Source organism: Bradyrhizobium sp. MI1.3, assembly GCF_055811695.1.
This window is the reverse complement of the sequence record NZ_JBVVPQ010000002.1, coordinates 112,519-137,320: the sequence shown is the minus strand read 5'-3', so window position 1 is coordinate 137,320 and position 24,802 is coordinate 112,519. Positions and strand designations below refer to the sequence as shown.

25 protein-coding genes and 1 pseudogene are annotated in these 24,802 nt (G+C 64.3%); 10 read left to right on the top strand and 16 right to left on the bottom strand.

The window, feature by feature from the left end:
* Nucleotides 1–41: 41 nt before the first annotated feature.
* The gene (locus tag AC0L3A_RS01815; protein ID WP_473253494.1) at nucleotides 42–1,241 is read left to right on the top strand and encodes a hypothetical protein; all 1,200 of its coding nucleotides are present in this window, start codon (nucleotides 42–44) and stop codon (nucleotides 1,239–1,241) included.
* On the opposite strand, the gene gmk is transcribed toward AC0L3A_RS01815, so the two are convergent.
* The 9 genes from gmk to AC0L3A_RS01770 all read right to left on the bottom strand — a co-directional run bounded on the left by gmk (nucleotide 1,174) and on the right by AC0L3A_RS01770 (nucleotide 9,883).
* The gene (gmk, locus tag AC0L3A_RS01810) at nucleotides 1,174–1,833 is read right to left on the bottom strand and encodes a guanylate kinase (protein ID WP_007592001.1); all 660 of its coding nucleotides are present in this window, start codon (nucleotides 1,831–1,833) and stop codon (nucleotides 1,174–1,176) included. The two genes, AC0L3A_RS01815 and gmk, sit on opposite strands and share 68 nt — an antisense overlap.
* A 3-nt stretch (nucleotides 1,834–1,836) precedes the next feature.
* The gene (locus tag AC0L3A_RS01805; RefSeq protein WP_473253492.1) at nucleotides 1,837–2,724 is read right to left on the bottom strand and encodes a YicC/YloC family endoribonuclease; all 888 of its coding nucleotides are present in this window, start codon (nucleotides 2,722–2,724) and stop codon (nucleotides 1,837–1,839) included.
* A 117-nt stretch (nucleotides 2,725–2,841) separates the two neighbouring features.
* The gene (gene mltG, locus AC0L3A_RS01800; RefSeq protein WP_007592003.1) at nucleotides 2,842–4,116 is read right to left on the bottom strand and encodes an endolytic transglycosylase MltG; all 1,275 of its coding nucleotides are present in this window, start codon (nucleotides 4,114–4,116) and stop codon (nucleotides 2,842–2,844) included.
* 124 nt (nucleotides 4,117–4,240) lie between these two features.
* Nucleotides 4,241–5,506 carry a beta-ketoacyl-ACP synthase II gene (gene fabF / locus AC0L3A_RS01795; RefSeq protein ID WP_219683193.1) on the bottom strand — a complete coding sequence of 422 codons (1,266 nt, stop codon included), beginning with the start codon at nucleotides 5,504–5,506 and terminating at the stop codon, nucleotides 4,241–4,243.
* 108 nt (nucleotides 5,507–5,614) lie between these two features.
* On the bottom strand, nucleotides 5,615–5,854 hold the full coding sequence (locus AC0L3A_RS01790) for an acyl carrier protein (protein WP_006020277.1): 240 nt from the start codon (nucleotides 5,852–5,854) through the stop codon (nucleotides 5,615–5,617).
* A gap of 308 nt (nucleotides 5,855–6,162) precedes the next feature.
* Complete coding sequence (gene fabG, locus AC0L3A_RS01785) at nucleotides 6,163–6,900, bottom strand: 3-oxoacyl-[acyl-carrier-protein] reductase (RefSeq protein ID WP_007592006.1); 738 nt, start codon at nucleotides 6,898–6,900, stop codon at nucleotides 6,163–6,165.
* A 102-nt stretch (nucleotides 6,901–7,002) separates the two neighbouring features.
* On the bottom strand, nucleotides 7,003–7,962 hold the full coding sequence (gene fabD, locus AC0L3A_RS01780) for an ACP S-malonyltransferase (RefSeq protein ID WP_473253491.1): 960 nt from the start codon (nucleotides 7,960–7,962) through the stop codon (nucleotides 7,003–7,005).
* Between the two features lie 187 nt (nucleotides 7,963–8,149).
* Nucleotides 8,150–9,175 (bottom strand): fatty acid desaturase family protein, encoded by a 1,026-nt coding sequence (locus AC0L3A_RS01775; protein WP_473253489.1) that lies wholly within the window; start codon nucleotides 9,173–9,175, stop codon nucleotides 8,150–8,152.
* Nucleotides 9,176–9,178: 3 nt separating this feature from the next.
* The gene (locus AC0L3A_RS01770; protein ID WP_473253488.1) at nucleotides 9,179–9,883 is read right to left on the bottom strand and encodes a TetR/AcrR family transcriptional regulator C-terminal domain-containing protein; all 705 of its coding nucleotides are present in this window, start codon (nucleotides 9,881–9,883) and stop codon (nucleotides 9,179–9,181) included.
* Between the two features lie 346 nt (nucleotides 9,884–10,229).
* Between AC0L3A_RS01770 and rpsF the strand changes: the two genes are divergently transcribed.
* The 4 genes from rpsF (at nucleotide 10,230) to rplI (ending at nucleotide 12,754) form a co-directional block, all read left to right on the top strand.
* Nucleotides 10,230–10,745 carry a 30S ribosomal protein S6 gene (gene rpsF, locus AC0L3A_RS01765; RefSeq protein ID WP_007592015.1) on the top strand — a complete coding sequence of 172 codons (516 nt, stop codon included), beginning with the start codon at nucleotides 10,230–10,232 and terminating at the stop codon, nucleotides 10,743–10,745.
* A 5-nt stretch (nucleotides 10,746–10,750) separates the two neighbouring features.
* Nucleotides 10,751–10,990, top strand: a complete 240-nt coding sequence (rpsR, locus tag AC0L3A_RS01760; RefSeq protein ID WP_007592020.1) for a 30S ribosomal protein S18 — start codon at nucleotides 10,751–10,753, stop codon at nucleotides 10,988–10,990.
* Nucleotides 10,991–11,119: 129 nt separating this feature from the next.
* On the top strand, nucleotides 11,120–12,085 hold the full coding sequence (locus tag AC0L3A_RS01755) for a DUF2232 domain-containing protein (RefSeq protein ID WP_007592022.1): 966 nt from the start codon (nucleotides 11,120–11,122) through the stop codon (nucleotides 12,083–12,085).
* 63 nt (nucleotides 12,086–12,148) lie between these two features.
* The gene (gene rplI / locus AC0L3A_RS01750; RefSeq protein ID WP_007592024.1) at nucleotides 12,149–12,754 is read left to right on the top strand and encodes a 50S ribosomal protein L9; all 606 of its coding nucleotides are present in this window, start codon (nucleotides 12,149–12,151) and stop codon (nucleotides 12,752–12,754) included.
* Between the two features lie 41 nt (nucleotides 12,755–12,795).
* Here rplI and AC0L3A_RS01745 read toward each other — a convergent pair.
* Nucleotides 12,796–13,047, bottom strand: a pseudogene (locus AC0L3A_RS01745) (hotdog family protein); the annotation flags it as partial.
* Nucleotides 13,048–13,117: 70 nt separating this feature from the next.
* Nucleotides 13,118–14,125: a hypothetical protein gene (locus AC0L3A_RS01740; protein WP_473253487.1), complete on the bottom strand. Its 1,008-nt coding sequence runs from the start codon at nucleotides 14,123–14,125 to the stop codon at nucleotides 13,118–13,120.
* A 280-nt stretch (nucleotides 14,126–14,405) separates the two neighbouring features.
* Here AC0L3A_RS01740 and AC0L3A_RS01735 point away from each other — a divergent pair, with 280 nt between their 5' ends.
* From AC0L3A_RS01735 to alr, 3 genes are all read left to right on the top strand, one after another.
* Nucleotides 14,406–15,656, top strand: a complete 1,251-nt coding sequence (locus AC0L3A_RS01735) for a cyclopropane-fatty-acyl-phospholipid synthase family protein (RefSeq protein ID WP_354129085.1) — start codon at nucleotides 14,406–14,408, stop codon at nucleotides 15,654–15,656.
* Nucleotides 15,657–16,411: 755 nt separating this feature from the next.
* Nucleotides 16,412–17,920: a replicative DNA helicase gene (locus tag AC0L3A_RS01730; protein ID WP_219683201.1), complete on the top strand. Its 1,509-nt coding sequence runs from the start codon at nucleotides 16,412–16,414 to the stop codon at nucleotides 17,918–17,920.
* 51 nt (nucleotides 17,921–17,971) lie between these two features.
* Nucleotides 17,972–19,252, top strand: coding sequence for an alanine racemase (alr, locus tag AC0L3A_RS01725; RefSeq protein ID WP_473253536.1), 1,281 nt, complete (start codon nucleotides 17,972–17,974; stop codon nucleotides 19,250–19,252).
* A 12-nt stretch (nucleotides 19,253–19,264) separates the two neighbouring features.
* Here alr and AC0L3A_RS01720 read toward each other — a convergent pair whose 3' ends face one another.
* Nucleotides 19,265–19,483, bottom strand: a complete 219-nt coding sequence (locus AC0L3A_RS01720; RefSeq protein ID WP_007592035.1) for a hypothetical protein — start codon at nucleotides 19,481–19,483, stop codon at nucleotides 19,265–19,267.
* A gap of 40 nt (nucleotides 19,484–19,523) precedes the next feature.
* Here AC0L3A_RS01720 and AC0L3A_RS01715 point away from each other — a divergent pair, with 40 nt between their 5' ends.
* Nucleotides 19,524–20,294, top strand: coding sequence for an exodeoxyribonuclease III (locus AC0L3A_RS01715; protein WP_473253486.1), 771 nt, complete (start codon nucleotides 19,524–19,526; stop codon nucleotides 20,292–20,294).
* Nucleotide 20,295: 1 nt separating this feature from the next.
* Here the strand turns inward: AC0L3A_RS01715 and AC0L3A_RS01710 are convergent, their stop codons facing one another.
* The 4 genes from AC0L3A_RS01710 to AC0L3A_RS01695 all read right to left on the bottom strand — a co-directional run bounded on the left by AC0L3A_RS01710 (nucleotide 20,296) and on the right by AC0L3A_RS01695 (nucleotide 23,873).
* Nucleotides 20,296–21,111, bottom strand: coding sequence for a hypothetical protein (locus AC0L3A_RS01710; RefSeq protein WP_473253485.1), 816 nt, complete (start codon nucleotides 21,109–21,111; stop codon nucleotides 20,296–20,298).
* Nucleotides 21,112–21,208: 97 nt separating this feature from the next.
* Nucleotides 21,209–21,577 carry a GFA family protein gene (locus AC0L3A_RS01705; RefSeq protein WP_354129088.1) on the bottom strand — a complete coding sequence of 123 codons (369 nt, stop codon included), beginning with the start codon at nucleotides 21,575–21,577 and terminating at the stop codon, nucleotides 21,209–21,211.
* A gap of 301 nt (nucleotides 21,578–21,878) precedes the next feature.
* Complete coding sequence (locus AC0L3A_RS01700) at nucleotides 21,879–22,574, bottom strand: alpha/beta fold hydrolase (protein WP_007592043.1); 696 nt, start codon at nucleotides 22,572–22,574, stop codon at nucleotides 21,879–21,881.
* 432 nt (nucleotides 22,575–23,006) lie between these two features.
* On the bottom strand, nucleotides 23,007–23,873 hold the full coding sequence (locus AC0L3A_RS01695) for a L,D-transpeptidase (protein ID WP_473253483.1): 867 nt from the start codon (nucleotides 23,871–23,873) through the stop codon (nucleotides 23,007–23,009).
* 193 nt (nucleotides 23,874–24,066) lie between these two features.
* Here AC0L3A_RS01695 and AC0L3A_RS01690 point away from each other — a divergent pair, with 193 nt between their 5' ends.
* Nucleotides 24,067–24,792 carry a sulfite exporter TauE/SafE family protein gene (locus tag AC0L3A_RS01690; protein ID WP_473253482.1) on the top strand — a complete coding sequence of 242 codons (726 nt, stop codon included), beginning with the start codon at nucleotides 24,067–24,069 and terminating at the stop codon, nucleotides 24,790–24,792.
* Nucleotides 24,793–24,802 lie beyond the last annotated feature (10 nt).

Below are 24,802 nucleotides of genomic sequence, written 5' to 3'. Positions count from 1 at the left end.
GGAAGGTAACGAGTTGCGTCATGCGTAATCGGGAGACCAGGATGGGCAACCGCACCGCGAAATTCTTATCGGCCCTCGTAGGCAGCATCATTGCCGGTGCGCCATTGGCCGCCGTGTCGCAGAATGCATCGACGCCACCGAGCACGGCAAATGCCGCGAACGACTGCCTTGGCTCGCCAAAGGGCGCCGCCCCGCAGGGCCAGCATTGGCATTATCGCCTTGAGCGCGCGACCAAGCGGCAGTGCTGGTATCTGCGCGCCGAAGGCGGCAAGGCCACTCAAACCGCACAGGCTGCGCCCGATACGACTACAGCGGATTCAGCCCTGCCGCAGCAGCACTCCGTCCAGGACGCGCGCGCCGAATATCTGACGCCGCAGAGCATCGCCACTGTGAAGACGCCTGCACAGGCCGGACCGGCGCCGACGCAGCAAGCTGCGAACCCCTCCGCTGACGCCAACGCACAGCAGCCCGCCGTCGCCGGGCGCTGGCCCGACGCCTCCACGGCGTCCGCCGCGCCCACAGAGCAGCCGTCGCCTGCACCTGTCGCGGTCGCCGCGCAGCCGACCGCGAAGCCGGCGAAGTCCCCTGCTCCGATGGCTCTGGCTGCGGCAGACAGCACCACCGACAAGCAGACCGGCTCGCTCCAGATGCTGCTGCTGGTGATCGGAGGCGCGCTGGCGCTTGCCGGCATCCTCGCCAGCGTCATCTACCGCTTCGCCGGTGGACGTATCCGCGTCCAGGCCGGCGACCAGCGCCGCGTCAACTGGGACAATTTTGAGCCGCACGATCACGACGATGGCCGTGCACCCTGGCTCAACGCAGCGTCCGCCGACGCGCCGCACGCTCGGCAGCCGCGCCCGGTGGATTTCGATGCCCTGCGTCCGCAGACAGTCCAGCTCAAGACCGCGCAGCTCGCCGCGATCGATCGCGAGATTGATGTGATCGACAAGCGCGTCCCGCAAGCGCACCAAGATGCCGCAGAGCTCGACGATGCCGATGTCTTCAACGGAGAATTCCAGATCGAGGCCGCACCGCAGCTCGCGGCCAACGACGTCGATGACGAAGAGCCGGCCGATCGCGATGACGATGCGGGAGTCGAGGACGGCATCGACATCGACGTGATCACGACGATGCTGGAACGGCTCGCGAAGGACGGGCCGAGGCTGACGCAGCCTAGCCTTGAAGCTGGTCTTGCAGACCTCGCACGAAGCCCACGAGGCCGGTCTGCCGCTCGCGCTTGAGGCGTTCGGCCTTCAGGATCGACTGGACCTCGGCGAAGGCGTCGTCGACGTCATGGTTGATGACGATGTAGTCGTACTCGGCCCAGTGGCTCATCTCGTGGCTGGCGCGGCTCATGCGCTTGCGGATCACCTCGTCGGAATCCTGCGCGCGCGAATGCAGCCGCTTCTCGAGATCGGCAGCCGAGGGCGGCAGGATGAACACGCTGACGACGTCGGCGCGTGCTTTTTCTCGGAGCTGCTGCGTGCCCTGCCAGTCGATGTCGAACAGCACGTCCTGCCCAGCTGACAGCGCCGCCTCAACCGGCGCACGCGGCGTGCCGTAGCTGTTGTCGAACACGGTCGCCCATTCCAGCAGCTGGTCGGCCTTCACCATCGCGTGGAAGGTGGCCTTGTCGACGAACGAATAATCCCTGCCGTCGACCTCGCCCGGCCGCATCGCCCGCGTGGTTGCCGACACCGACATTCGAAGGCCGGGCATGCGGTCGATCAACATACGCGATAGCGTCGTCTTGCCCGCGCCCGACGGCGAGGACAGCACGAACATCAATCCGCGCCGCTCGACACCATCAGTTACGTGACCGCCAATCGTCATCGATCACTCCAGATTCTGGACCTGCTCGCGGAACTGCTCGACCACGTTCTTCATGGCGAGCCCCGTATTGGTGAGCTCGATGTCGTTCGACTTCGAGCAACAGGTGTTGACCTCGCGGTGAAACTCCTGCGCCAGGAAGTCGAGCTTGCGCCCGACCGGGCCGCCCTTGCCGATCAGCTCGCGCGCCTGCGCGATGTGCGAGGCGATGCGGTCGAGCTCCTCGCGGATGTCGGCCCTGGTCGCGATCAGGATCGCTTCCTGCATCAGGCGGTCAGAATCGAAACGGTCGGAGGTGTCGAGCAGGGTTGCGATCTGCTCGGCGAGCCTGGCCTTGATCGCCTCGGGCTTGCGACCGGGCGCAGCCTCGGCCTTCTTCGCCAGCTGCTCGACCTCGTCCACGCGCTGGATCAGGATCTGCCCGAGCGAGGTGCCCTCACGCTTGCGCATCTCGACGAGTTCGGCGAGCGCCTTGTCGAAGGCATCCGCGGCGGCGGCGCGCGCGGCCTTGTCCTCTTCCTCGTCGCCCTCGGGCTCGGCGACCTCAATGACACCCTTGATGGCCAAAAGCCCGTCGACGCTCGGCGCGACCGCATCGACCTTGCCGGCGATCACGGCGGCGGCCTTGAGGACGGCGTTGAGCACGTCCTCGTTGACGCGGACGCTGGCGGCCGCATTGGCGCGCTTCACGGTCAGATTGGCGTAGACGGTGCCTCGCGAGAGCAGCTCGGCGGCGCGTTTCTTGGCATGAGCCTCGAGCTCGTCGAACCCCTGCGGCAGCCGTACCCTGAGATCAAAGCCCTTGGCGTTGACCGACTTCAATTCCCATTCGAACGTATACGGCCCATTCGCGCCGTGGCTTCGGGCAAAGCCGGTCATGGACGACAACGCCATCAGGTCAATTTCTCCAGAAGCACGGGATTCGCGCGGCCATCAAGCCACGCGAATCTTAAGACTATTTTGCAGGAAAATGTAATCCGCAAAGTCCCGCGGGGCAGGTCTGCGCGCAGCCTAGCGCTGGACCACCGGGGGCGAGGGCTGCACCGCGCCTTGGCGGGCCGGCGGCGGACCCGCGGGGCGAGCGGCCGGCGGCTTTTTCTGCTGGTTGGGCCGCGCCGGCGTGGTCGCCGTCGGCGTATCGGCGGCACCGGGCGCGGCGGCGGCCGGCGGCTGCGCGTCCTCGGCCGGCTCGACCGTGTCGTTCTGGATCTGCTTTTCCATCGCGCGCAGCTTGGCTACATTCTTCTGGTGCGCGTCGTAGGTCTCGGTGAAGGAATGCCCGCCGGTGCCGTCCGCGACGAAATAGAGGTCGCGGGTGCGGGCCGGGTTGGCGGCAGCCTCGAGCGAGGCGCGGCCGGGGTTCGAGATCGGGCCCGGCGGCAGGCCCTCGATCACATAGGTGTTGTAGGGCGAAGGCTGCGTGATCTCGCTGCGCTTGATCGGACGGCCGAGCGTGCCCTTGCCGCCGACGAGGCCATAGATGATCGTGGGATCGGACTGCAGCTTGATTCTCTGCTTCAGGCGATTGACGAACACCGCGGCGACGCGGCTGCGCTCGTCCGGCTTGCCGGTCTCTTTCTCTACGATCGAGGCCAGCGTCACCAATTGCTCCGGACTCTTGACCGGAATGTCCTGACTGCGGCGCTCCCAGATCTCGGTCAGTACGCGCTTGTGCGCCTGCTGCATGCGCTGGATCACCTGATCGCGCGGGGTGCCACGCGGGAACTTGTAGGTCTCGGGCAGCAGCGTGCCCTCGCGCGGCAGCTCACGCACGCTGCCGGTGAAGATATCGTTGTCGGACAGGCGCGCCACGATCTGCTCGGAGGTCAGGCCCTCCGGGATTGTCACGGCATGCTGTACCACCTTGCCCTCGACCATGGTGGCAATGACGTCGCGCAAGGATGCGTTCTTCTGGAACGAGTATTCACCGGGCTTGAGGTCCGAGCTCGCCTTTAGCGCAGCGACGCTGGCAATGAACGCCCACGGATTGACGTCGGTCACGCCTTCCCGGTTCAGCGTCTCGGCGATGTCGCGCTTGCCGGCGCGCTGCGGGATGTTGACGATCTTGTCTTCCTTCAGCGGTCCCGGCGCCTCGAGCACCTGCCGGCCGTAATAGTACACGCCGCCCGCGCCGATCATCGCAATCAGCAGCAGGGTGATGATGGCGTTGCCGACGATCACGAACGGATTGCGCGCGCGGTCCGATCGCCTCGGCGGCGGCGGGACCTGCTCGGGCTCGAGCGCTGCCCGCGGACTCCGGGGCGAAATGGGCGGCCTTTCACTCATCGAAGCAACCTGAATCCTGCCGGTTCAATCGCGACCTGACAATCGCTTGCCGAGCCAATGCACGCGCCCGCTTCCATGACTATCGCCGAATACGGCAAAACGGTGGATTCGTCGCAACGACAAACTAATGGACCAGACGCCGGAAGATGACCGATGCGTTGGTACCGCCAAAACCAAAAGAATTCGACAACGCGACGTTGACCTCGCGCTTCTTCGCCTGATGCGGCACGAGATCAATCGCAGTTTCGACCGACGGATTGTCCAGGTTGATGGTCGGCGGCACGACATTATCGCGAATCGCGAGAATGGCGAAGATCGCCTCGATCGCGCCGGCCGCGCCCAAGAGGTGACCGGTCGACGACTTGGTCGAAGACATCGCGACCTTCGAAGCGGCATTGCCGAGCAGGCGTTCAACCGCACCGAGCTCGATCTCGTCACCGAGCGGTGTCGAGGTGCCGTGCGCGTTGATGTAGTCGAGATCGGACGCGGTGAGGCCGGCGCGCTTGAGCGCCGCCGCCATGCTGCGGAAGCCGCCGTCGCCGTCGGGTGACGGCGAGGTGATGTGGTAGGCATCGCCCGAGAGACCGTAGCCGATCACCTCGGCATAGATCTTCGCGCCGCGGCGCTTGGCATGTTCGAGCTCTTCAAGGACGAGGACGCCGGCGCCCTCGCCCATCACGAAGCCGTCCCGGTCCTTGTCGTAGGGACGCGAGGCCTTCTCAGGCGTTTCGTTGAAGGCTGTCGAGAGCGCACGCGCGGCGTTGAAGCCGGCAATGCCGATGCGGCCGATCGGCGATTCCGCGCCGCCGGCAACCATGACGTCGGCATCGCCGAGCGCGATCAGGCGGGCGGCATCGCCGACCGCGTGAGCACCCGTCGAGCAGGCCGTGACCACCGAATGGTTCGGCCCCTTCAGTCCGTGCTTGATCGAGACATAGCCGGAGGCGAGATTGATTAGGCGCCCCGGAATGAAGAACGGCGAGACCCGGCGTGGCCCGCGCTCCTTCAGCAGGACCGCAGTCTCGGCGATGCCGTTGAGGCCGCCGATGCCGGATCCGATCATCGTGCCGGTAGCGCATTTGTCCTCTTCGGTCTCGGGGTGCCAGTTGGCATCGTCGAGTGCCTGGCCGGCCGCGGCCATGCCGAAGATGATGAAGTCGTCGACCTTGCGCTGGTCCTTCGGCTCCATCCAGATGTCGGGATTGAAAGTGTCGTTGGTGCCGTCGCCGCGCACGACCGTGCAGCCGATCTTGGTTTGAAGATCCGAGACATCGAAGCTCTCGATCCTGCGTGCGCCGCTTTGGCCGTCGAGGATGCGTTTCCAGGTCGGCTCGACACCGCAGCCGAGTGGCGAAACCATGCCAAGACCCGTGACGACAACCCGTCTCATATCCGAAAACTCCGCATCGAAATATTCACGGCCAATAACAAGAAACCGGCTGACCGCTGTTGGGCGGTCCGTCCGGTTTCAATGTTGTCCCCGCGAAAATGAAGAGCCTTAGCTCTTCGCGTTCTTCTCGAGAAACTTGGTGGCATCGCCGACGGTAAGAATCGTTTCCGCGGCATCGTCCGGAATCTCGCAACCGAATTCCTCTTCGAACGCCATCACCAGCTCGACGGTGTCCAGACTGTCGGCGCCGAGGTCGTCGATGAAGCTCGCAGCATCGACAACCTTCTCGGGTTCAACACCAAGGTGTTCGACCACGATCTTCTTAACCCGCTCGCCAATCTCACTCATTGCATAACCTCGTGTTGTTCCCTGTAGACCCGACCCCCCGGGACGATACGAGCCGTCGTGGTCGTTGACTGCCTTCGCTTACGAACTTTGATTTGGCCCCATCCTAACCGATGCAGGCCCGGCGAATGACGGCCAAGGCTCCGCATCGCCAATATACAGGGTTTCAAAAACCTGCAATGGCGTTCTTTGCCCATCCGTTGAAGGTCCGGTTATCATACTTCAATTGCGTTGACTACAAGCCTCATTTCGCTCCGGAAACGGCCGTTTGCCGCATTCGGCTGCCCAAGGGGGCGGTGCGGCATGAGGCGTCAGATCATGGCCATGCCGCCGTTGACGTGGATGGTTTGGCCGGTGACATAGGCCGCTTCGTTCGAACTCAGGTAGACGGCGGCCGCCGCGATGTCCTCTGGCGTCCCCAGGCGATTGGCCGGAACCTTGGTCAGAATCGTTTCGCGCTGCTTGTCGTTGAGCGCATCGGTCATCGGTGTCTTGATGAAGCCGGGCGCGATGCAGTTTGCGGTGACGCCGCGCTTGGCGTATTCGGCACCCAGCGTCTTGATCATGCCGATCAGGCCCGCCTTCGATGCGGTATAATTGCCCTGCCCCGGGTTACCGGTGACGCCGACCACCGAGGTGATGGCGATGATGCGGCCGAAGCGCTTGCGCATCATCAATTTGGTGGCGGCGCGGGCAAGCCGGAAGGTCGAGGTCAAATTGATGTTGATGACCTCCTCCCAGTCCTCGTCACGGAGCTGCACGAAGAGATTGTCGCGCGTGATGCCGGCATTGGCGACGAGGATGTCGACCTGTCCCATCGCCGCTTCCGCAGCGGGCACCAGCGCCTCGACCTCGTCGGCCTTGGAGAGATTGCAGGGCAGCACATGGGTGCGCTCGCCGAGCTTGCCGGCAAGCTCATCCAGCACTTCCTTGCGCGTCCCCGATATCGCGACGGTGGCGCCCTGCGCGTGAAGCGCTTGTGCGATCGCGCCGCCGATGCCGCCGGTTGCGCCGGTGACAAGCGCCTTTTTGCCAGTCAGATCGAACATCGATAACTCCTCCAAGGCACGATCCGGAAACGTGCGCAGCGATTTTCCGAAAGGATCGTGCGTCAACTAAAGAACTCAAGCGCGACGACGAATCATCGCGCCTCAGGCCTGCTTCGCAGCGGCCAATGCATCCTTTGCGGCGGCAATGTCGTTGGGACCACCGACCGCAACGCCGAGGGCACCGTCCGCAATACGCTTGACGAGGCCGGTCAGCACCTTGCCGGCACCGATCTCGAAGAAACGGGTAACGCCCTGCCCCGCCATATAGGCAACCGACTCGCGCCAGCGCACGGTGCCGGTGACCTGCTCGACCAGGCGGCGGCGGATCTCGTCGGGATCGACGATCGCGCTCGCCAGCACGTTCGACACCAGCGGGGCCGCCGGGGGCTTGATCGTGACCTTGGCCAGCGCCTCCGCCATCGCGTCGGCAGCCGGCTGCATCAGCTTGCAATGGAACGGGGCGGACACCGGCAGCAACATCGCGCGCTTGGCGCCCTTGGTTTTGGCGATCTCGACGGCGCGGTCGACCGCGGCCTTGTCGCCGGAGACGACCACTTGCCCGCCGCCATTGTCGTTGGCGGCCTGGCAGACCTGCCCCTGAGCGGCCTCGTCCGCCACCGCCACGGCGGCCTCGTAGTCGAGGCCGAGCAGAGCGGCCATCGCACCGACGCCCACCGGCACGGCTTTTTGCATTGCGAGACCGCGGATGCGAAGCAGCCGCGCGGTGTCGGAAATCGTCAGGCTGCCGGCCGCGGCCAACGCCGAATATTCACCGAGCGAGTGGCCGGCGACGAAGGCCGCATCCCGCCCCACGGAAAACCCGGCTTCGACCTCCAGCACGCGCAGGGTGGCGACGGACACCGCCATGAGGGCCGGCTGGGCGTTTTGGGTGAGCTGGAGGGTTTCGGCCGGACCATCCCAGATAGTCGCCGTCAGCTTCTCCCCCAGCGCGGCATCGACCTCGTCGAACACGGCGCGCGCCGCCGGAAAGGCATCCGCTAGGGCCTTGCCCATGCCGACCGCCTGGGAACCCTGCCCCGGAAATGTGAATGCTGCCGTCATCGGCGCTCCCTGCTTGTCGGACGTGATCCCTGCGAGAACCGGCAGCCGATGACGCACGGCCTTAGGCCATGGTTCCGGATCATGCTCCAAAGGGGGCCGTAGACACTGTCCGGGGCCGGAATGTCAAGCCAAGATAGGAACTTCGATCAGCACTCACCTAGCAGCCTTCGACTGGAGAGACGGGTCCCTAGAATCCGCCGGCCGTCTGGTTGGCGTCGACCTCGGACCCCGCCTGCGCGCGGCGCGCGCTGTTGACCAATTGCCCCGGCCGGTCATCGCGGTTCGGCTTCGCGGTCGCAAGCCGCAGCACGGCTGCGTAACTCGGTTGCACCTCCATGCGGCCCGCATGCCGGCTCTCGCTCAGCAGGCGGTGCACCTTGGGCAGATTGTAGCAGGGCACGTAGAACAGGAGATGATGTTCGAGGTGGTAGTTCACGTAATACGGCGCGATGAACAGACGTTCGAAGAAATTGGCGTACGTGGTGCGGGTATTGCGCAAGGGATCGCTGCTGTCGGGCACGACCGCGTGCTCGGCAATGTTGCGGATGCGGGTGATGACCATCATCCAGGTCAGGAGCGGCACCAGCCATAGCAGCGGATAGGCCCACCACACGCCGGCGGCCGTGAGCGCGGCGAACATCGCGCCATTGACCAGACATTGCGGGCCGAGCTTCTCCCAAAAATGCGCCGCGCGCTGTCGCAACGGCCAGTCCTTCGGCCCCAGCGCATTGAGCAACTGCGCCTTGCGCTGCTGGTAGCCGGTCTGCCCGGTGAGATCGCGAATGAACTTGCGGCGATAGCTGAGCTTCGTGATCGGAAACGGCGCCGACAGCACGAGATCGGGATCATTCTCCTGCTGCGTGCGCGCATGATGCTGAAGGTGATAGCGCCGGTAGCTGCGCGTCTCCGCAAACAGAGGATAGGCACAGAACCACTGACTCAAGGTCAGATTGGTTTTCTCGTCGGCGGACAGGCAGCCATGCGCGCCGTCATGCATGAGGATCGCGAGCCCGAGCTGGCGCGAGCCGATGATGGCGACCGCGACAATATAGGTGATCGGATTGGGCCACCACGCGACCAAGGCGATTGCGGCGAGGATGAGCGCCCAGGCGTGCGCGATCAGCGCGACGCCTTTCCAGGTCACGCGCCGGCGCACGTCGGCAAGTTGATCGTCGGTCAGGAAATCGCGGGCACGCATGCGAAGCGCAGTCATGGCCTAACTCTCCTCATTCGAATTGCTCGATGCGTCGCGCGCGTCGACGAGGCGCAAGCGCGCAGCGTCATGATTGGATTTCGCTTGCTCGCCCAGCACGCGCAGCATCTCGGCGCACAGCGCCTCGGGCGAACGGCCCATGGCGTAGCCTTCGAGGATGATTCCGATGGCGACGGCCCAGAACCGCCGCGAGCTCTCATCGGACGCGCGCAGGGAGCGCCAGCCGTGCCGCGCGACCTGGCTCGCATAGGCCCGCGCACCTTCACTGTGCAGGCGCTCGATGGTGCGCTCGACCAGCGGCGCGAGATCCTGGCGCCGCCGCGTCAGCGTCAGCGCCTCGGCGAAGAAGGCGACCGAATCGCTAGCTGTGACGGTCTCGGCCAGCGCGTGCGTATAGTCCTGCGGCGTGCGCGCCTTCAGCGCCGCCTGCTCGGTCGCCCGCGCCAGGTACAGCAGTTCGCGGCAGGCGCATTCGACGAACAGCGCCTCTTTGGTGCGGAAATAATAGGTGATCTGGCTCGGGAATGCGTTCGCAGCGGCTGCGATGTCGGTGATCGCCGTACCCGACAGCCCCCGCTCCCGAAACAGCGGGCTCGCGGCATCCAGCAGCAGCGAGCGCATTTTGCGGCCGGCCGACCGCGTGGCGCGGGCGGCGTGCTTGGGGTCGCCTGCCGCCTCTAGCGGCTCATGGGCCGGCTTTTCTGCCATTGGGGTTCGCTCCCTTTAGACTTATTTGTATGACATACAAACAAATAAATCAAGCCGGTATGGTGGTCCGCGGTGGTTCCAGCCGCCCGCATCGGGACCATCCGCGCCGAAACCGCCGCCTGCAACCTTGCCAAGCCAGCCGAAATCCGTATAACGCGCCCATCCGCAGACCCCGGCCGGGAGCTGAACGGACGGTCTCAGCAAATCATTCGTGATTTTGGTGTGGCAGGGCCAGTCGGCCCGTCGTCCCGTGTTTCCGCCTTCTGAGCTTAATCCCAGAGTCCTTTCCGAAGGCCTCTTAAGGGCTTGACGCCGGGCGATGCGCCAACATGAGGAAAGGACTTCCATGGCTCTCTATGAGCATGTTTTTCTCGCGCGCCAAGACGCGAGCACGCAGCAGGTCGAAGAGCTGACTGCGCAGATGACCGGCATCGTCGAAGGTCTCGGCGGCAAGGTCACCAAGACTGAGAATTGGGGCGTACGCTCCCTCACCTACCGCATGAACAAGAACCGCAAGGCGCATTTCGTGCTGCTCAACATCGACGCGCCGTCCGCGGCGATCGCCGAGATCGAGCGCCAGGAGCGCATCAGCGAAGACGTGATCCGCTATCTCAGCGTTCGCGTCGAGGAGCTCGAGGAAGGCCCGTCCGCGATGATGCGCAAGGCCGATCGTGACCGCGAGCGTGACGACCGTGGCGGCGGCTTCCGTGGCGATCGCGAAGGCGGTGGCTTCCGTGGCGACCGCGAGGGTGGTTTCCGTGGTGGCGATCGTGAAGGTGGCGGCTTCCGCGGTGACCGCGGTCCGCGCCGTCCGCGCGAAGACGTTGAAACCACCACCACCACCACGACGGATGGGGAGTAAGAACAATGGCTGAAGCTGGTGCACGCCGCCCGTTTTTCCGTCGCCGCAAGAGCTGCCCGTTCACGGGCGCGAATGCTCCGAAGATCGACTACAAGGACTCCAAGCTGCTGATGCGCTACGTCTCCGAGCGCGGCAAGATCGTGCCGAGCCGCATCACCGCGGTGTCCGCGAAGAAGCAGCGTGAGCTTGCCCGCGCCATCAAGCGCGCGCGGTTCCTGGGCCTGCTGCCCTACGTCATTCGCTAAGACGAATACGGCCGGCGACGACATCGCCGCCGGCCGTACGACCTAGTTTCTCATAAGGCTTCCGGATCGTCCGGTCGCCGATGGTTGGGGCGAGATGCCTCTAACCGCTCGAAGGGAGCGGGACAGCTGATGATGGCCTTTGGACTGATAGCCCTGATCGCCGGCGCTGCGTCGGCCCTGATGTTCGCCTCGATCGCTTCGGGCGCGCTGATCTCGCTCGTCCTGTTCTATCTCGCACCGCTGCCGCTGATGGTCGCTTCGATCGGCTGGGGACCGCTTTGCGCGAGCCTCGGCGGCATCGCCGCCGCGGTTGGCCTCGGCGCCCTGTTCGGCCTGCCCTACTGCATCGCCTTTGCCCTCACCGTCGCATTGCCGGCCTGGTGGCTCGGCCATCTCGTCCTGCTCAGCCGGCAGGTCGGACCCGCCGCGCCGGAGGCCGCCACTGAGCCAGCGCTCGAGTGGTATCCGGTCGGCCGCATCCTGCTGTGGATCGCAGGCTTCGCCACACTGACCACGATCGCCGCCCTGCTCACGATCGGCACAGACGCCGAGACCATCACGGGCACGCTGCGCCGTGGCCTGATGCGCCTCCTCCGAGCCGCCGACCCGCAGAGCTCCGGCGAGACCGACCAATTCGTCGGCGCACTGGTGCGGATCTTGCCGGCCGGCGCCACCATCGTCGCGATGATGACGCTGACCCTCAACCTCTGGCTCAGCACCAAGGTGACGGCGACGTCCGGCCGGCTGCGGCGCCCCTGGCCGGACCTGATGACGGCGGAGCTGCCGCCGATGACGCTCGTGGCGCTCTGCATCGCGCTCGCCTTCTGCTTCACCGGCGGACTGCTTGCGATCGTGGCGCAGATCGCGACGGCGGCGCTAATGATGGGATACGCACTGACCGGCTTTGCCGTGTTGCATACGCTGACGCTGGCGCTGAAGAGCCGCACCTTCTGGCTCGGCTCGACCTACGCCGTCGTGGTCGTGTTCGGATGGCCAGTCATCGCGATGGTGATCCTCGGCCTCGCCGATGCCGTGTTCGGCCTCCGCGAACGCTTCCTTCGTACGCGCCAGCCGCCGCCGCTGCCGACCTCTTGAGTTCAAGCCCGAAAGTTCAAGTTCGAAATTCCAACTCACTCAACACATCAAAGGAGAACGAATATGGAAGTCATTTTGCTGGAACGCGTCAACAAGCTCGGTCACATGGGCGAAGTCGTGAAGGTTCGCGACGGCTATGCCCGCAATTTCCTGCTCAAGCGCGGCAAGGCGCTGCGCGCCACCGCCGACAACCGTGCCAAGTACGACGGCATGAAGGCCGAGCTCGAGGCTCGCAACCTTGAGTCCAAGGGCGAGGCGTCCAAGGTCGCCGAGAAGATCCAGGGCAAGAACATCATCGTGATCCGTCAGGCTTCGGAAGCCGGCCAACTGTTCGGCTCGGTCAACGTGCGCGACATCGTCGTGGCGTTCGAAGCCGACGGCGTTTCACTGTCCCGCCCGCAGGTTCAGCTCGACGCGCCGATCAAGACCATCGGCAAGCACACCATCACGGTCGCCATCCACCCCGAGGTCGAGATCGAGATCAGTGTCACCGTGGCGCGCAGCCAGGACGAGGCCGAGCGCATCAACCGCGGCGAGGACATCTCGAGCCGTAACGAAGACCGGGATGCTGCGGCCGAAGCGATCGCAGCCGCCGGCGAGTTCTTCGACCCCGAAGCCCAGCAGGACGACGCCGAGCCGGCACCGGCTGCTGAAGAGACCGAGAAGTAAGCCTCGCGCTCGTTCGCGCAGGCTTTCGAAGCCCGGTCGCCTCAGGCGGCCGGGCTTTTCGTTGTGGCAGCAACGTCCTCGCTCAGCATCGCGATCGACGTGAGCGCCATTGCCGTGTGCTTCTCGACGCCGTCGCTGACGTAGAAAACGCCGGCGGCGACCACGGAGACCTGACGCCCCGGCTTGATCACCCTCGCCCGGCAGATCAGTTTCTTGCGGACCGCGGGCGACAACAGATTGAGCTTGTATTCGGCCGTCAGCGCCGGCTGGCCGCGCGAGATCGCTGCTGCGATCAATCGTTGCGGTCAAGACGACGAAGGCCGCCCGAGCGCGCGGCCTTCACATGGCTAAAAATGTGGTCGCCTATCGCGAAATCGGCGGCGTCGGCGGACCGGACGATTCGGCTGGCGCCGGTGGCGCCGCAGCGGTCGCGGGCGCCGGCTCCTGCGACTTCGCTGGCGGTTCGGACCTCGCGGCGGGCTTGGGAGCAGCCTCTTCTGCCGCCTTGGGCGCAGCTGGCTCGGCGGGCTTCTCGGCGGACGGTGCTGCCGGCGTCACCTGCGGCACCGGGTCGGGCCGCAACGCCGGAGCTTCGCTGCCGCGCGGCTCCACCTTGGCGCTTTCCGGCTTGGCCTCGGCGGGCTTCTCGGACGGCTTGCTGCCTTCGGGTTTGCTGCCTTCGGATTTAGCCTCGCCGGAATCCACCTTCGCAGTCTCGGGCTTTGTCTCGGGCTTGGACTCGACGTTCGGCTCGCTCTTCTTGTCGTCTGCTGTCGGCGCCGCGGCATCGACCTTCGGCGCCTCATCACTTCCCGGCTTGCCGCGCTTGCCGAGACGCTTCGCCTTGCGCCCTTCGGGTGCAGCCTGGCCCTCGGGCTTCGCGCCGTCCTTCGTTCCTTCTTCGGCCGGCCGCGCAGCGCGCTTCTGACGCGCGCCCTCGGCCGCGGGAGCGGCGCCCTCGCCTTCCGGCTTGGCGGATTCCTGGGAACGCTGCCGGCGGCCCTGATGTTCAGGGGACTGCGCGGGATTGGTAGCGGCTTCCTTGTCCTTGGCGCCGTCCTTCTTGTCCTTGCCGTCCTTGGCCTGGTAGCGGGTGTCGGTGGCTCCGTTGGAGACCAGGTAAGAGGCAAGCACGCCGGCCATGTCGGGGCTGGTCGTGTAATGCTGACGCAGGAAGCCCGGCAAGGAGCCCGGCGCCACCGTCTTCAACAGGCCGCGCGGGCTCTTGTGACATGCATTGCAGGTCTGCGCGAAAAGCTGGGATGGGGCCTTGCCGGCCTCGAGGTTCGTCGCCTGCGCGAGAACGGTGTCGGTCGCGCCGAAGCCGATCAGAAGCAAGACCATCGCGAGGCTGAGCGCTCGGCTCGACATTCCCATCATCTCCATTGAATTCCGAGAGGTGCAGCCGGCAGGCGGCGCCGCAGCGGGTCACCTTTTATCCGATTGAGCCGCGAATGGAAGCAGGCTCCGCGCGCAAGGATGTGATTAAGCGGTTTTGGAATATCCGCTTTGAGCACAGCGCAATAGCGGGCCCGGGACACCTCCCTAGATCTAGATGCAAACGCATAGGAACCGCTGAGATGCCCGGGCGTAGGGTGTAAAGGCCGGGTTAGTCGCATCTCTTCGGGTTCGCTCGAGAGGATGGGTGCCGATGGATCGATTGTTGCGTCAATTCCTGTCTCAATTCATCCGCCGCGGGTCGATGACGGTGACCACGGCGAAGGGCTCGAAGTTCACCGTCGGCGATGGCTCGGGCAAACCGGTCGCAGTCCGCTTCGTCACCGCGGACGCAGAGCGGAAGATCCTCGTCAATCCCGAGCTCGGGCTTGGCGAGGCCTACATGGACGGCGAGTTCGTCGTCGAGCACGGCACCATAGCTGATGCCCTCGCGATCCTGCTCGATCAACCCGACCTATTGCCGCACTGGGCAAAACCCTGGTGGCACCTGCGCTATCTGGTGCGGCACCTGAAGCAGTTCAATCCGCGCCCGCGCTCCCGCAGCAACGTCGCACACCATTACGATCTCGATGCGAGGCTCTATTCGCTCTTCCTCGACGCCGACAAGCAATATAGCTGCGCCTATTTCGAGACGCCGGAGAGCACGCTCGACGATGCGCAGCTCGCCAAGAAACGGCACATCGCCGCAAAGCTGCTCGTCAGGGACGGCCAGCGCGTCCTCGACATCGGCTCGGGCTGGGGCGGACTTGGGCTCTATCTCGCCGAGATCGCAGGTGCTGACGTCACCGGCGTCACGTTGTCGACCGAGCAGTTGCAGATCGCCAATGCGCGCGCAGCCGAAAAGGGCCTGACCAGATCGGCCAAATTCCTGCTTCAGGACTATCGCGACATCGCCGGCCCGTTCGACCGCATCGTCTCGGTCGGCATGTTGGAGCATGTCGGCGCCCGCTTCTACGACACCTACTTCCGGCGCTGCGCCGAGTTGCTGGACAAGGACGGCGTCATGCTGCTGCACTCGATCGGCCGTTCGCAGGGCCCGGATTCCACCAATCCCTGGATCGCCAAATACATCTTTCCCGGCGGCTACATCCCCGCCCTCTCGGAGGTGCTGCCGGCGATCGAGCGGGCAGGCCTGCTGGTCTGCGACATCGAGATTCTGCGTCTGCATTACGCCGAAACGCTGAAGGCATGGCGCGAGCGCTTCATGGCGCGGCGCGAAGAAGCCGTGCAGCTGTATGACGAGCGCTTCGCGCTGATGTGGGAATTCTATCTGGCAGCCAGCGAGATGACGTTCCGCAAGCAGCATATGATGAACTTCCAGATTCAACTCACCCGGCGTCAAGGCGTCGTGCCGACGACACGCAACTACATCGCGCGTGAAGAAGCCCGACTGCGGGCCGTCGAAGCCGGTGCCACGCCGAGGCTGAAGCTGGCTGGTGAATAAGTCCTAGTGGCGCAGGGTCGAAATCGGTGCGGACCGGTAAGAGGCCGTTAAGGCCAATTGCATCCGCAGTGCCTTCAGGATTTCGGGGGCGACCGGTTCCCGACGGACTTCCGGCCGCTCAGCGTGCTCCATGGCCGCGATCAGCCCCGACAGCCAAAGTCGGCTGCCTGCTTCGCTTCGCCAATTCCGGGGCTGCCGTTCTGGCCGCATCGCTTGCCTCGTTCCCTGGTGGCAGATCGGGAGACAACCCCCCGCCCGCTAACCTGTTCCGGCTGTACCCCCGAAAGAATCCGGGGAGATGTGATCTGCTTCACATAAGTCTCGTCGGCCCTGGCTTAGACCGTCGCCATGAGCGACGAGACCAAAACCTCATTCGACGTGCAGGACGACCTCCGCACCGATTACGCCCTGATTGCTACCGGCGTCGGGGCGGCTCTGGTTGCGCTGGTCTACCTCCTGCTGGTCTGAACCGAGCCGAAAGCGCCCAGCGTGCGTCATCCGCGCGCGTCTCGATATGTCGGCCCGCCCACCCATCAGGTTCACTTCATCCGGCGTTTTCCGCGGCACGGTAGCGGCCGCTTTAGGCGGCGACCTGGTTCCACGAAAATCCGTCAAGCGCGGCGCGTGGTGCGGCGGGCAATCATCCACCATTTTAATGATCGGTTGATAGCGGCCAGCTTTCGCTTCCGCTTTGGTCTGAGGCGGCGCTTTATCCCGGCCCCGCATCCGCCCCAGAAAATTGCTATCGCTCGCCCATGGCCCTGACTGATTCGAACGTTCTCAAACTCGCGCCCGAAGCCGGAACCCCCGCCTATCGAAGCGCGCCGCATAATATTGAAGCGGAACAGAGCCTTCTGGGCGCGATCCTGGTCAACAACGACGCGTTTTACCGCGTCTCCGATTTCCTAGAGCCGAAGCATTACTTCGAGCCGCTGCACCAGACCATCTTCGAGACTGCCTCGAGCCTGATCCGGATGGGCAAGATCGCGACGCCCGTCACACTGAAGACCTTCCTGCCCGCCGACACCGATATCGGCGGCATGACCATCGGGCAATATCTGGCGCGTCTCGCCGCCGAAGCGACCACCATCATCAATGCGCAGGATTATGGGCGCACCATCTACGATCTGGCATTGCGGCGCGACCTGATCGGCATCGGCGAGGACATGGTCAATGTCGCCTATGACGCCCCGGTCGACTTCGCGCCGCGGGCGCAGATCGAGGACGCCGAGCGCCGCCTCTACGAACTCGCCGAATCCGGCCGCTATGACGGAGGCTTCCAGAAATTTTCGCAGGCGCTGACGCTTGCGGTCGATCTGGCCGCAAAAGCGTTCCAGCGCGACGGAAAGCTGTCGGGCATCTCGACCGGCCTGCGCGACCTCGACACCAAGATGGGCGGATTGCAGCACTCCGACCTCATCATCGTCGCCGGCCGTCCCGGCATGGGCAAGACGTCGCTTGCAACCAATATCGCCTACAACGTCGCCCGGGCCTATGTCGGTGAACTCCAGGCCGACGGCACCATGAAGGCAGCCCATGGCGGCGTCATCGGCTTCTTCTCCTGCGAAATGTCGGCCGACCAGCTCGCCACGCGTATCGTGGCCGAGCGCACCGGCATCCCCTCCTCGTCGATCCGCCGCGGCGGCATCTCGGAGGCCGATTTCGAGAAGATCCGCGAAGTCTCGATCGAGCTGCAGTCGCTGCCGTTCTATGTCGACGAGACCGGCGGCCTCTCGATTGCGCAGCTCATGGCGCGCGCCCGCCGGCTGAAGCGGCAGAAGGGCCTCGACCTCATCGTCATCGACTACATCCAGCTCTTGTCGGGTTCGGGCAAGCGCAGCGAAAACCGCGTGCAGGAAATCACCGAGATCACGACCAGTCTGAAAGCGCTCGCCAAGGAACTGAGCGTGCCCGTGATTGCGCTCTCGCAGCTCTCGCGCCAAGTCGAGTCGCGCGACGACAAGCGGCCGCAGCTGTCGGACCTGCGCGAATCCGGCTCGATCGAGCAGGACGCCGACGTCGTACTGTTCGTCTACCGCGAGGAATATTATCTCGGAAACAAGGAGCCGCGCCCGGGCACACCCGAGCACGAAAAATGGCGCCTGGACATGGATCTTGCGCATGGCAAGGCCGAAGTCATCATCGGCAAGCAGCGCCACGGCCCGACCGGCACCGTCGATCTGGCCTTCGAAGCGTCGATCACACGGTTCGGCGACCTTGCGCCGGACAGCCAGGTGCCGGACCGCAGCGGCGGCGACTACTGAGTTCCCTGGGTTGAACCTGACCGTCCTCTTGCGTAAAACGGCGCCATGACAATGGCGTCCGACCCGAAAATCATCCCGCAATCCGGCCTTCTCTCCGCGGAGGCCAATCAGGCTGCCGCGCTCGCGACCTTTGGCGGCGTACTCACCGTCGATCTCGACGCCATCATCGCCAATTGGCGCAAGCTCGAGAAGACGGCGGTGCCGGCCGAATGCTCGGCGGTGATCAAGGCAGACGCCTATGGCTGCGGCGCCGAGCAGGTCGCGCGTGCCCTGAACAAGGCCGGCTGCAAGACCTTCTTCGTCGCCACCATCGAGGAAGCGCGCAAGGTGCGCGCGGCGGTGCCAGAGCCCACGATCTACGTGCTCGGTGGCTATTTCCAGAACACCGGCGAGCACTACGCCCAGATCAATTGCCGCCCCGTGATCGGCGATCTCAACGAACTTGCCGAATGGGACGTGTTCTGTCGCCGCACCGGCTGGACCGGTGGCGCCGCCATCCACATCGACACCGGCATGAACCGGCTCGGCCTGACGCTTGCGGAAGCGCAGGCCATCATCCCCCGCATCAACGCCGGCGATCACGGCATCACGCTGGTAATGAGCCATCTGGTTGCGGCCGAGCAACTCAACAGCCCGGTGAATGCCAAGCAACTCGCGGCCTTCCGCGGCATCGCCAGCGAATTCTCCGGCGTGCCGGCGGCGCTCGCCAATTCGTCCGGCGTCTTCCTCGGCGCGCCCTTCCAGTTCGACATGGTGCGGCCGGGCGCCGCGCTCTACGGCGTCAACCCGACGCCGGAAGCCGACAATCCGATGCAGCCGGTGGTCGATCTCAAGGCCCGCATCGTGCAGATCCGCAATGTCGAGCGTGGCGAGAGCGTCGGCTATGGCGGCACCTGGACCGCACGGCGGCCGACGAAACTCGCGATCATCGCGGTCGGTTATGCCGACGGCTATTTCCGCGCCGCAAGCTCCAATGACGGCACCCGCGGCGCCGAGGTCATCGTCGCCGGCAAGCGCTGTCCGGTCGCCGGCCGCGTCTCGATGGACCTGATCGCGATCGACATCACCGATCTGCCGCCGAATGCGGCGCGGCGCGGCCACATGGTGACGCTGCTCGGCGAGGGCATCACCGTCGACGAGCTCGCGCATCATTTCGGAACGATCGGCTACGAGGTGCTGACCAGCCTCGGTCGCCGCTACGCCCGCATCTACAAAGGCGGGAATGTGGTGGAGCCGCTGGCCAAGCCGGCTCCCGCGCAGGGGGTCGAGCAGCAGACGCCCGCTCCGCCGCCGATCGAGCAGCCCGCAAGCCCGCCGCCGCTGCCGGGCTGAGCGGCGCGCCGCTTACTTCTTCTTCCTGCTGTCCAGCGCCGTCTTGCAAGTTGCGCTGAGCTGATCGCGCTTGCCGTTGAGGCAGGCGACGATGCCACCGCCCGGCGCAAGGCCGGCGCAGAACTTGTCATAGTCCGCCTTGCACGCGCCGCGCGGATCGGATGATTGTGCCGAGGCGACCCCGGAGAACGCAACGGCGACGGCGATAACGGCAAAGCTCAACTTGGACATTGTTTCTCCGGAAGCGGAAGGCAGGAGCCGGTAGCTCTACATGAAGATCGCGACGTTCAACATCAACAACATCAATCGCCGCCTGCCCAATCTGTTGGCATGGATGCGAACGGCGAAGCCCGATGTCGTCGCACTTCAGGAGTTGAAGGCAAGTGATGGCGAATTTCCGGCGGCCGCGATCGAAAAGTCAGGTTACGGCGCTGTGTGGTGTGGACAGAAGACCTGGAACGGCGTCGCCATTCTGGCCCGCAATGCCGAGCCCGTTCTCACCCGCGATCGCTTGCCGGGAAAGCCTGCCGATCACGAAGCGCGATACATCGAGGCCGCGGTACGCGGTGTCATCGTCACCAGCATCTACCTGCCGAACGGCAATCCGCAGCCGGGACCGAAATTCGACTACAAGCTCGACTGGTTCGCGCGACTCAAGCGCCACGCCAAAACGTTGATCAAGCAGGACCTGCCCGTGGTGCTCGCCGGCGACTACAACGTTGCGCCTGATGAGATCGACATCTATCCGACGCGCTCGTGGGACAAGGATGCCTTGATCCAGCCGAAGAGCCGTGCGGCTTTTGCCTCGCTGCTGGCACAAGGCTGGTGTGACGCGATCCGCGAACTGCACCCGGAGCAGCGCATCTACACCTTCTGGGATTACAAGCGAAACCGCTGGCCGCGCGATGCGGGCCTGCGGCTCGATCATCTCCTGCTCAGCCCTGCCCTCGCCTCACGCCTCGCAAAAGCCGGCGTGGACAAGAAGGTTCGCGGCGAGGAAGGCGCGAGCGACCACGCACCGGCGTGGGTCGTGCTGCGCTAGGTCAAAGCCCGTAATACTCCTGCACTGTGTCCCACGCTGCTTTTTGCAGCAGCTCCACCGTCGGTGCGTCCACTCCCATCGTGTAGGAATTGCCGACCGGCGAGCGGCCGGTCAGCGCGGCGAACGTCACGCAGGTCGCCAGATACGTGCCTACGGGGCTCGGGTGCCGCTTGTCCGGCGCATACAGATTTAGCTCGGGCTGCAGCTTGCGCACGCGCGCGAAAGCAAGTCCTGCGGGGATCACCAGCGCATCATTGGCATTGCCGGCGATCGTGTAGGCCTCGGCCAACGCTTCCGTCATCTCAGGCTTGTCGGCGTAAGCCCAGGACATGAACAGGACCGGCCGCATGCCATGGGCGCGGACGATCTCGCCGTCCTTCTTCGCGAAGGTCGCGAACGCGTCCTTCAATTGCGGATGGATCGGGCACTGGCTGCAATCCATCATCACGACGGCGTCGTACTGCCTGCCCGGCTTGTTGAAGACGACGTTATTCTGCTCGTCGAACGAATAGGCGCCGAGGCCGCCCGCCCGCAGCAGGTTCTCCATGTCGTGCCAATCGAGGCCGGAGCCGCCGATCGTTGCCATGGTGTTGCGATAGGCCGCCTTGTTTTCAGGATACGCAGCCCGCTCCATGAAGGAGAGATGCCCGGGCATGCCGTTGTTGTAGTAAAAGAAGCTGTTGCCGACGAACAGCGCGGTCTTGGGGAAATCCGGTCCTGATGTCGTGACCTTGGGCTTGGTCTGCGCCTGGGCATGGAAGCCGACTACAACGGCCAGACACATCGCGAGCATCACTCGCGCGAAAAGACGCATCATCGGCTTCCTCCCCTTTTCTGTCGGGCGGAAACAGATCAGCTTTTCAAGAGTGCCTCAAGAGCACTGACGAGCAGCAGACATGCGCGAGAGCGCATGCTCACCATAAATTCTTGCCGTCAATCATGGTCACCGGTACGGCCTCCAGATCGAATTCGTCGAACAGGTGCGCGTTGACGGCGACCCTCGGATTGTCGAAATCGGGCTTGCCGGTCGACCAGTCCGGCGACTCCGAATAGGTACCGCAGCCGCAGCTTGCGCAGAAATGGTGTTTGACCGTGCGGCTGCCCCAGAGATAGGTCGCGACGTTCTCCGCGGGCGACAGCAGCCGAAACTGCGCCGGCGTGTAATAGGCCCACAACGCGCCGCGCTTGGCGCAGAGCGAGCAGGTGCAACGGGTCACGCTCGCGGGCGCCTCCGTCACCTCGAACACCGTCTCACCGCAATGACAGCTTCCCTCGACCCGCATGACCCGCTCTCCGTTTTGTCAGGAGATGGTCGTAGCCGGACCCTGCTGCCAACATGCTGTCAGCAGCGCGCAGCCGGCCTTGCTCCACGTGCTGCGAGCACCGACTTGCCGCGCCAACTCAACAAAAACATGAAAAACAACCCCATGCACAGTAGCCGACCGCTGGCAAATCAAAGGGTTACGCATAGTCCGAAACCGGGCAAAACACCGGCGGGATGTCTCCGGAGGCAGTCGTCGCCCACCGGACAGGAGAGGTCGCCCGCAAACGACCTCTCCTTCGCATTCAGCGCAGTGACTGCGATCAGCCCTTTTGAACGGCGGCCGCCGCCTTGCGTATGACGTCGATCACCACATCAGGCTGGGACAGCATTGGCACATGGCTGCTCGCGACCTCGGTAACAGTCGCTCCCATTCGCTTTGAGACCCAACGTTGCAGATCGGGATGCACCGTGTGGTCTTTCGTGGCCAGGACGTACCAGCTTGGCTTCGATCTCCACGCGACCTTGTCCGCGCTGAGCTTTTGCTGCTGGAACAGATCATAGACGGGCGCATAATGGGTCGCCCAAACCAGCTTCTGGTCTGCGTCGGAGAGATCGCCTGCGAAGAACTCGGTGCCACTCGGAAGCATCCAGGCACGCCCATCCGCCACCTCGACGCGAGAGAAAATGTCCGAGGGATATTTGTCGAGCTGATCCTGTACGGTTTCGCCGGCATCCGGAGCGACCGCTGCAATGTACACCAGCCCGACCACGCGCTCATCCGTGCCTGCGCCTGTAATGGTCGCCCCGCCGTAAGAATGACCGACCAGGAGGACAGGACTACCGACACGATTGAGTGTGCGCTTAACCGTCGCCAGATCCTCCTCGTAAGAGTCCAAACCATATTGAACGGCAATCACCTCATGCCCATCGGCCTGCAATGCAGGGATGACCTTACTGAAGCACGAGCCGTCGGCCCAAATGCCGTGGCAGAAAACGATTGTTGGTTTGGCGTTCATGGGAACTTGCCTTCCTGATCACAATTGAAGAGCGGCAGGATAATAAGGAGGCAAGGTGCGTCTTCCGAAATGGCACGGAAGGTTTGGTCCTTCCAAAATAGCTATGGATTGATGTCCGAAACGTCTCCTTCGCGTCAACAGGGCTTCGTTTGATATGAAAGGGCAGCCCGTCGATGCGCCTCTTGGGAAGTCGAAGCCATGAAATTGCGATGGCAAATTGCAATCCTTGGTGCGGCTCTAACCGGCGCAGCATTGAGCTACGCTTATACTCATACCGCAATCAGGGTGACTGAGCCGTGCCGGAGAAGTCCTCTGGGAGAGGTCGTCTGTCCTCCGCCCTACAAGCCGTAATGCTTATGCCTACCGGATGACCTCGTAGGCGACTTGCAGTGCCTCCTTGTTCTCCGTTGCAGGATGAGGACCGAGGATGAATTACTGAGCCTCGGCGATCCTCGGTCCAGATGACGGCATCTGCGCGTGAGTTGCCGATGGCCGGTTCGACGGCGATGCCGGGTCCGGTAATCGGAAAGCGGCGTCGGCCGGTGCTCCCTGGGGTGGTCGGCGGGCAACGGTTGTCGGAAGCACGATCACTTTCGCGCCGACTTTCACGCGATCATAGAGGTCAACGACGTCCTCATTGGTCAGTCGGATACAGCCGGACGAGACCCGCTTCCCGATCGTATCGGGCTTGTTGGTGCCGTGAATTCGATATTCGGTGTCGCCCAGATACATCGCCCGCGCGCCGAGCGGGTTGCCGGGGCCACCTGCCATGAATCGCGGCAGATAGGGCTGACGCGAAACCATCTCAACTGGCGGATGCCAATCGGGCCATTCTGCCTTGCGAGCCACAGTCTGCTCACCGGACCATGTGAAACCTTCGCGGCCCACACCGATGCCGTAGCGCAGTGCTTGTGCGTCGTTCAGAACGAAATAGAGGAATGTGTTCTTGGTATCGATGATCACGGTGCCCGGCGTCTGGCGGCTGGCGTAGTCAACCACCTGCCGAACGAATGCTCCGGGAACGTCGGCCGCTTTGGGCGGTTCGACCAGAGGCGCCGGGGCCGGAAGCGGAGCCGGCGTCGGAGCCGGAGCTGATGCATGAACCGGCGTTGCGACGTAAACCGGAGTTGACGACGCTTGGGCTTCGTGCGCGGACGGCTTTCGTGTCGCTTGCACGTTCGTCGGTCGAGACAGCAAACCGTACCCCAACGCGGCAACGGCCACGGCGCCGATTGCAACTCTCGCGGCCATCGGGATTGCGAACGTCTGCGCCTTTCCGCGTTTGGCCCGCTTACCCATACTCGTCCCCCAGGTCACTATGCCCACGAGAGGTACCCAGTAAGATTTAAGAAACTTCGAAGCGATTTCGCTCAGACTGAAACCGTCGGCGATGGTTAACGCCGGGCTCGTTCGGCAAGATAGGGTTCCCTCACCTCGCGGTTCACCCGCGCCGCTGGCCGCGGCTAAACTCTCCCGATTCGTGGAGACCGTTTTGGCTTTTCTCTTCGTCCTCATCGTCGGCCTCGTCGCAGGCACCATTTCGGGCATCGTCGGCACGGGCTCGTCGATCATGCTGATGCCGGTGCTGGTCTATGCCTACGGGCCAAAGGAGGCGGTGCCGATCATGGCGGTGGCCGCCGTCATGGCCAACTTCTCTCGAATCCTGGCTTGGTGGCGCGAGGTCGACTGGCGGGCCTGCGCGGCCTATTCGGTGACAGGCATTCCGGCCGCCGTGCTCGGCGCGCGGACGCTGCTGGCGCTGCCCTCGCACGCCGTCGATCTCGCCATCGGCGTCTTCCTGATCGCGATGGTGCCGGTGCGACACTGGCTGGCGCGGCACGATCTCAAGGCCAATCTCTGGCATCTGGCGATCGGCGGGGCCGTCATCGGTTACCTCACCGGCATCGTCGTCTCCACCGGTCCGCTCAGCGTCCCGCTATTCCTGTTCTACGGCTTGTCCCGGGGCGCTTTCCTCGCCACCGAAGCGGCTTCTTCGCTCGGGCTCTATGTCGCAAAATCCGTGACCTTCGAACGGTTCGGCGCGCTGACCGGCGAGGTGTTCGTCAAAGGCCTGGTCGCTGGATCTTCGTTGATGGCGGGCGCCTTCATTGCCAAACGCTTCGTGCTGCGCCTGAAGCCGGAGATGTTCCGCGTGGTGATGGACGCGATCATGATCGCCGCCGGCCTCTCCATGCTCTGGAACGCGGCGCAGCCGTAGCCGCGCTGCG

Coding starts and splice junctions, on each gene's coding strand:
- AC0L3A_RS01815 (WP_473253494.1), top strand. CDS start 42: ATGGGCAACCGCACCGCGAAATTCTTATCGGCCCTCGTAGGCAGCATC.
- gmk (WP_007592001.1), bottom strand. CDS start 1,833: ATGACGATTGGCGGTCACGTAACTGATGGTGTCGAGCGGCGCGGATTG.
- AC0L3A_RS01805 (WP_473253492.1), bottom strand. CDS start 2,724: ATGGCGTTGTCGTCCATGACCGGCTTTGCCCGAAGCCACGGCGCGAAT.
- mltG (WP_007592003.1), bottom strand. CDS start 4,116: ATGAGTGAAAGGCCGCCCATTTCGCCCCGGAGTCCGCGGGCAGCGCTC.
- fabF (WP_219683193.1), bottom strand. CDS start 5,506: ATGAGACGGGTTGTCGTCACGGGTCTTGGCATGGTTTCGCCACTCGGC.
- AC0L3A_RS01790 (WP_006020277.1), bottom strand. CDS start 5,854: ATGAGTGAGATTGGCGAGCGGGTTAAGAAGATCGTGGTCGAACACCTT.
- fabG (WP_007592006.1), bottom strand. CDS start 6,900: ATGTTCGATCTGACTGGCAAAAAGGCGCTTGTCACCGGCGCAACCGGC.
- fabD (WP_473253491.1), bottom strand. CDS start 7,962: ATGACGGCAGCATTCACATTTCCGGGGCAGGGTTCCCAGGCGGTCGGC.
- AC0L3A_RS01775 (WP_473253489.1), bottom strand. CDS start 9,175: ATGACTGCGCTTCGCATGCGTGCCCGCGATTTCCTGACCGACGATCAA.
- AC0L3A_RS01770 (WP_473253488.1), bottom strand. CDS start 9,883: ATGGCAGAAAAGCCGGCCCATGAGCCGCTAGAGGCGGCAGGCGACCCC.
- rpsF (WP_007592015.1), top strand. CDS start 10,230: ATGGCTCTCTATGAGCATGTTTTTCTCGCGCGCCAAGACGCGAGCACG.
- rpsR (WP_007592020.1), top strand. CDS start 10,751: ATGGCTGAAGCTGGTGCACGCCGCCCGTTTTTCCGTCGCCGCAAGAGC.
- AC0L3A_RS01755 (WP_007592022.1), top strand. CDS start 11,120: ATGATGGCCTTTGGACTGATAGCCCTGATCGCCGGCGCTGCGTCGGCC.
- rplI (WP_007592024.1), top strand. CDS start 12,149: ATGGAAGTCATTTTGCTGGAACGCGTCAACAAGCTCGGTCACATGGGC.
- AC0L3A_RS01740 (WP_473253487.1), bottom strand. CDS start 14,125: ATGTCGAGCCGAGCGCTCAGCCTCGCGATGGTCTTGCTTCTGATCGGC.
- AC0L3A_RS01735 (WP_354129085.1), top strand. CDS start 14,406: ATGGATCGATTGTTGCGTCAATTCCTGTCTCAATTCATCCGCCGCGGG.
- AC0L3A_RS01730 (WP_219683201.1), top strand. CDS start 16,412: ATGGCCCTGACTGATTCGAACGTTCTCAAACTCGCGCCCGAAGCCGGA.
- alr (WP_473253536.1), top strand. CDS start 17,972: ATGGCGTCCGACCCGAAAATCATCCCGCAATCCGGCCTTCTCTCCGCG.
- AC0L3A_RS01720 (WP_007592035.1), bottom strand. CDS start 19,483: ATGTCCAAGTTGAGCTTTGCCGTTATCGCCGTCGCCGTTGCGTTCTCC.
- AC0L3A_RS01715 (WP_473253486.1), top strand. CDS start 19,524: ATGAAGATCGCGACGTTCAACATCAACAACATCAATCGCCGCCTGCCC.
- AC0L3A_RS01710 (WP_473253485.1), bottom strand. CDS start 21,111: ATGATGCGTCTTTTCGCGCGAGTGATGCTCGCGATGTGTCTGGCCGTT.
- AC0L3A_RS01705 (WP_354129088.1), bottom strand. CDS start 21,577: ATGCGGGTCGAGGGAAGCTGTCATTGCGGTGAGACGGTGTTCGAGGTG.
- AC0L3A_RS01700 (WP_007592043.1), bottom strand. CDS start 22,574: ATGAACGCCAAACCAACAATCGTTTTCTGCCACGGCATTTGGGCCGAC.
- AC0L3A_RS01695 (WP_473253483.1), bottom strand. CDS start 23,873: ATGGGTAAGCGGGCCAAACGCGGAAAGGCGCAGACGTTCGCAATCCCG.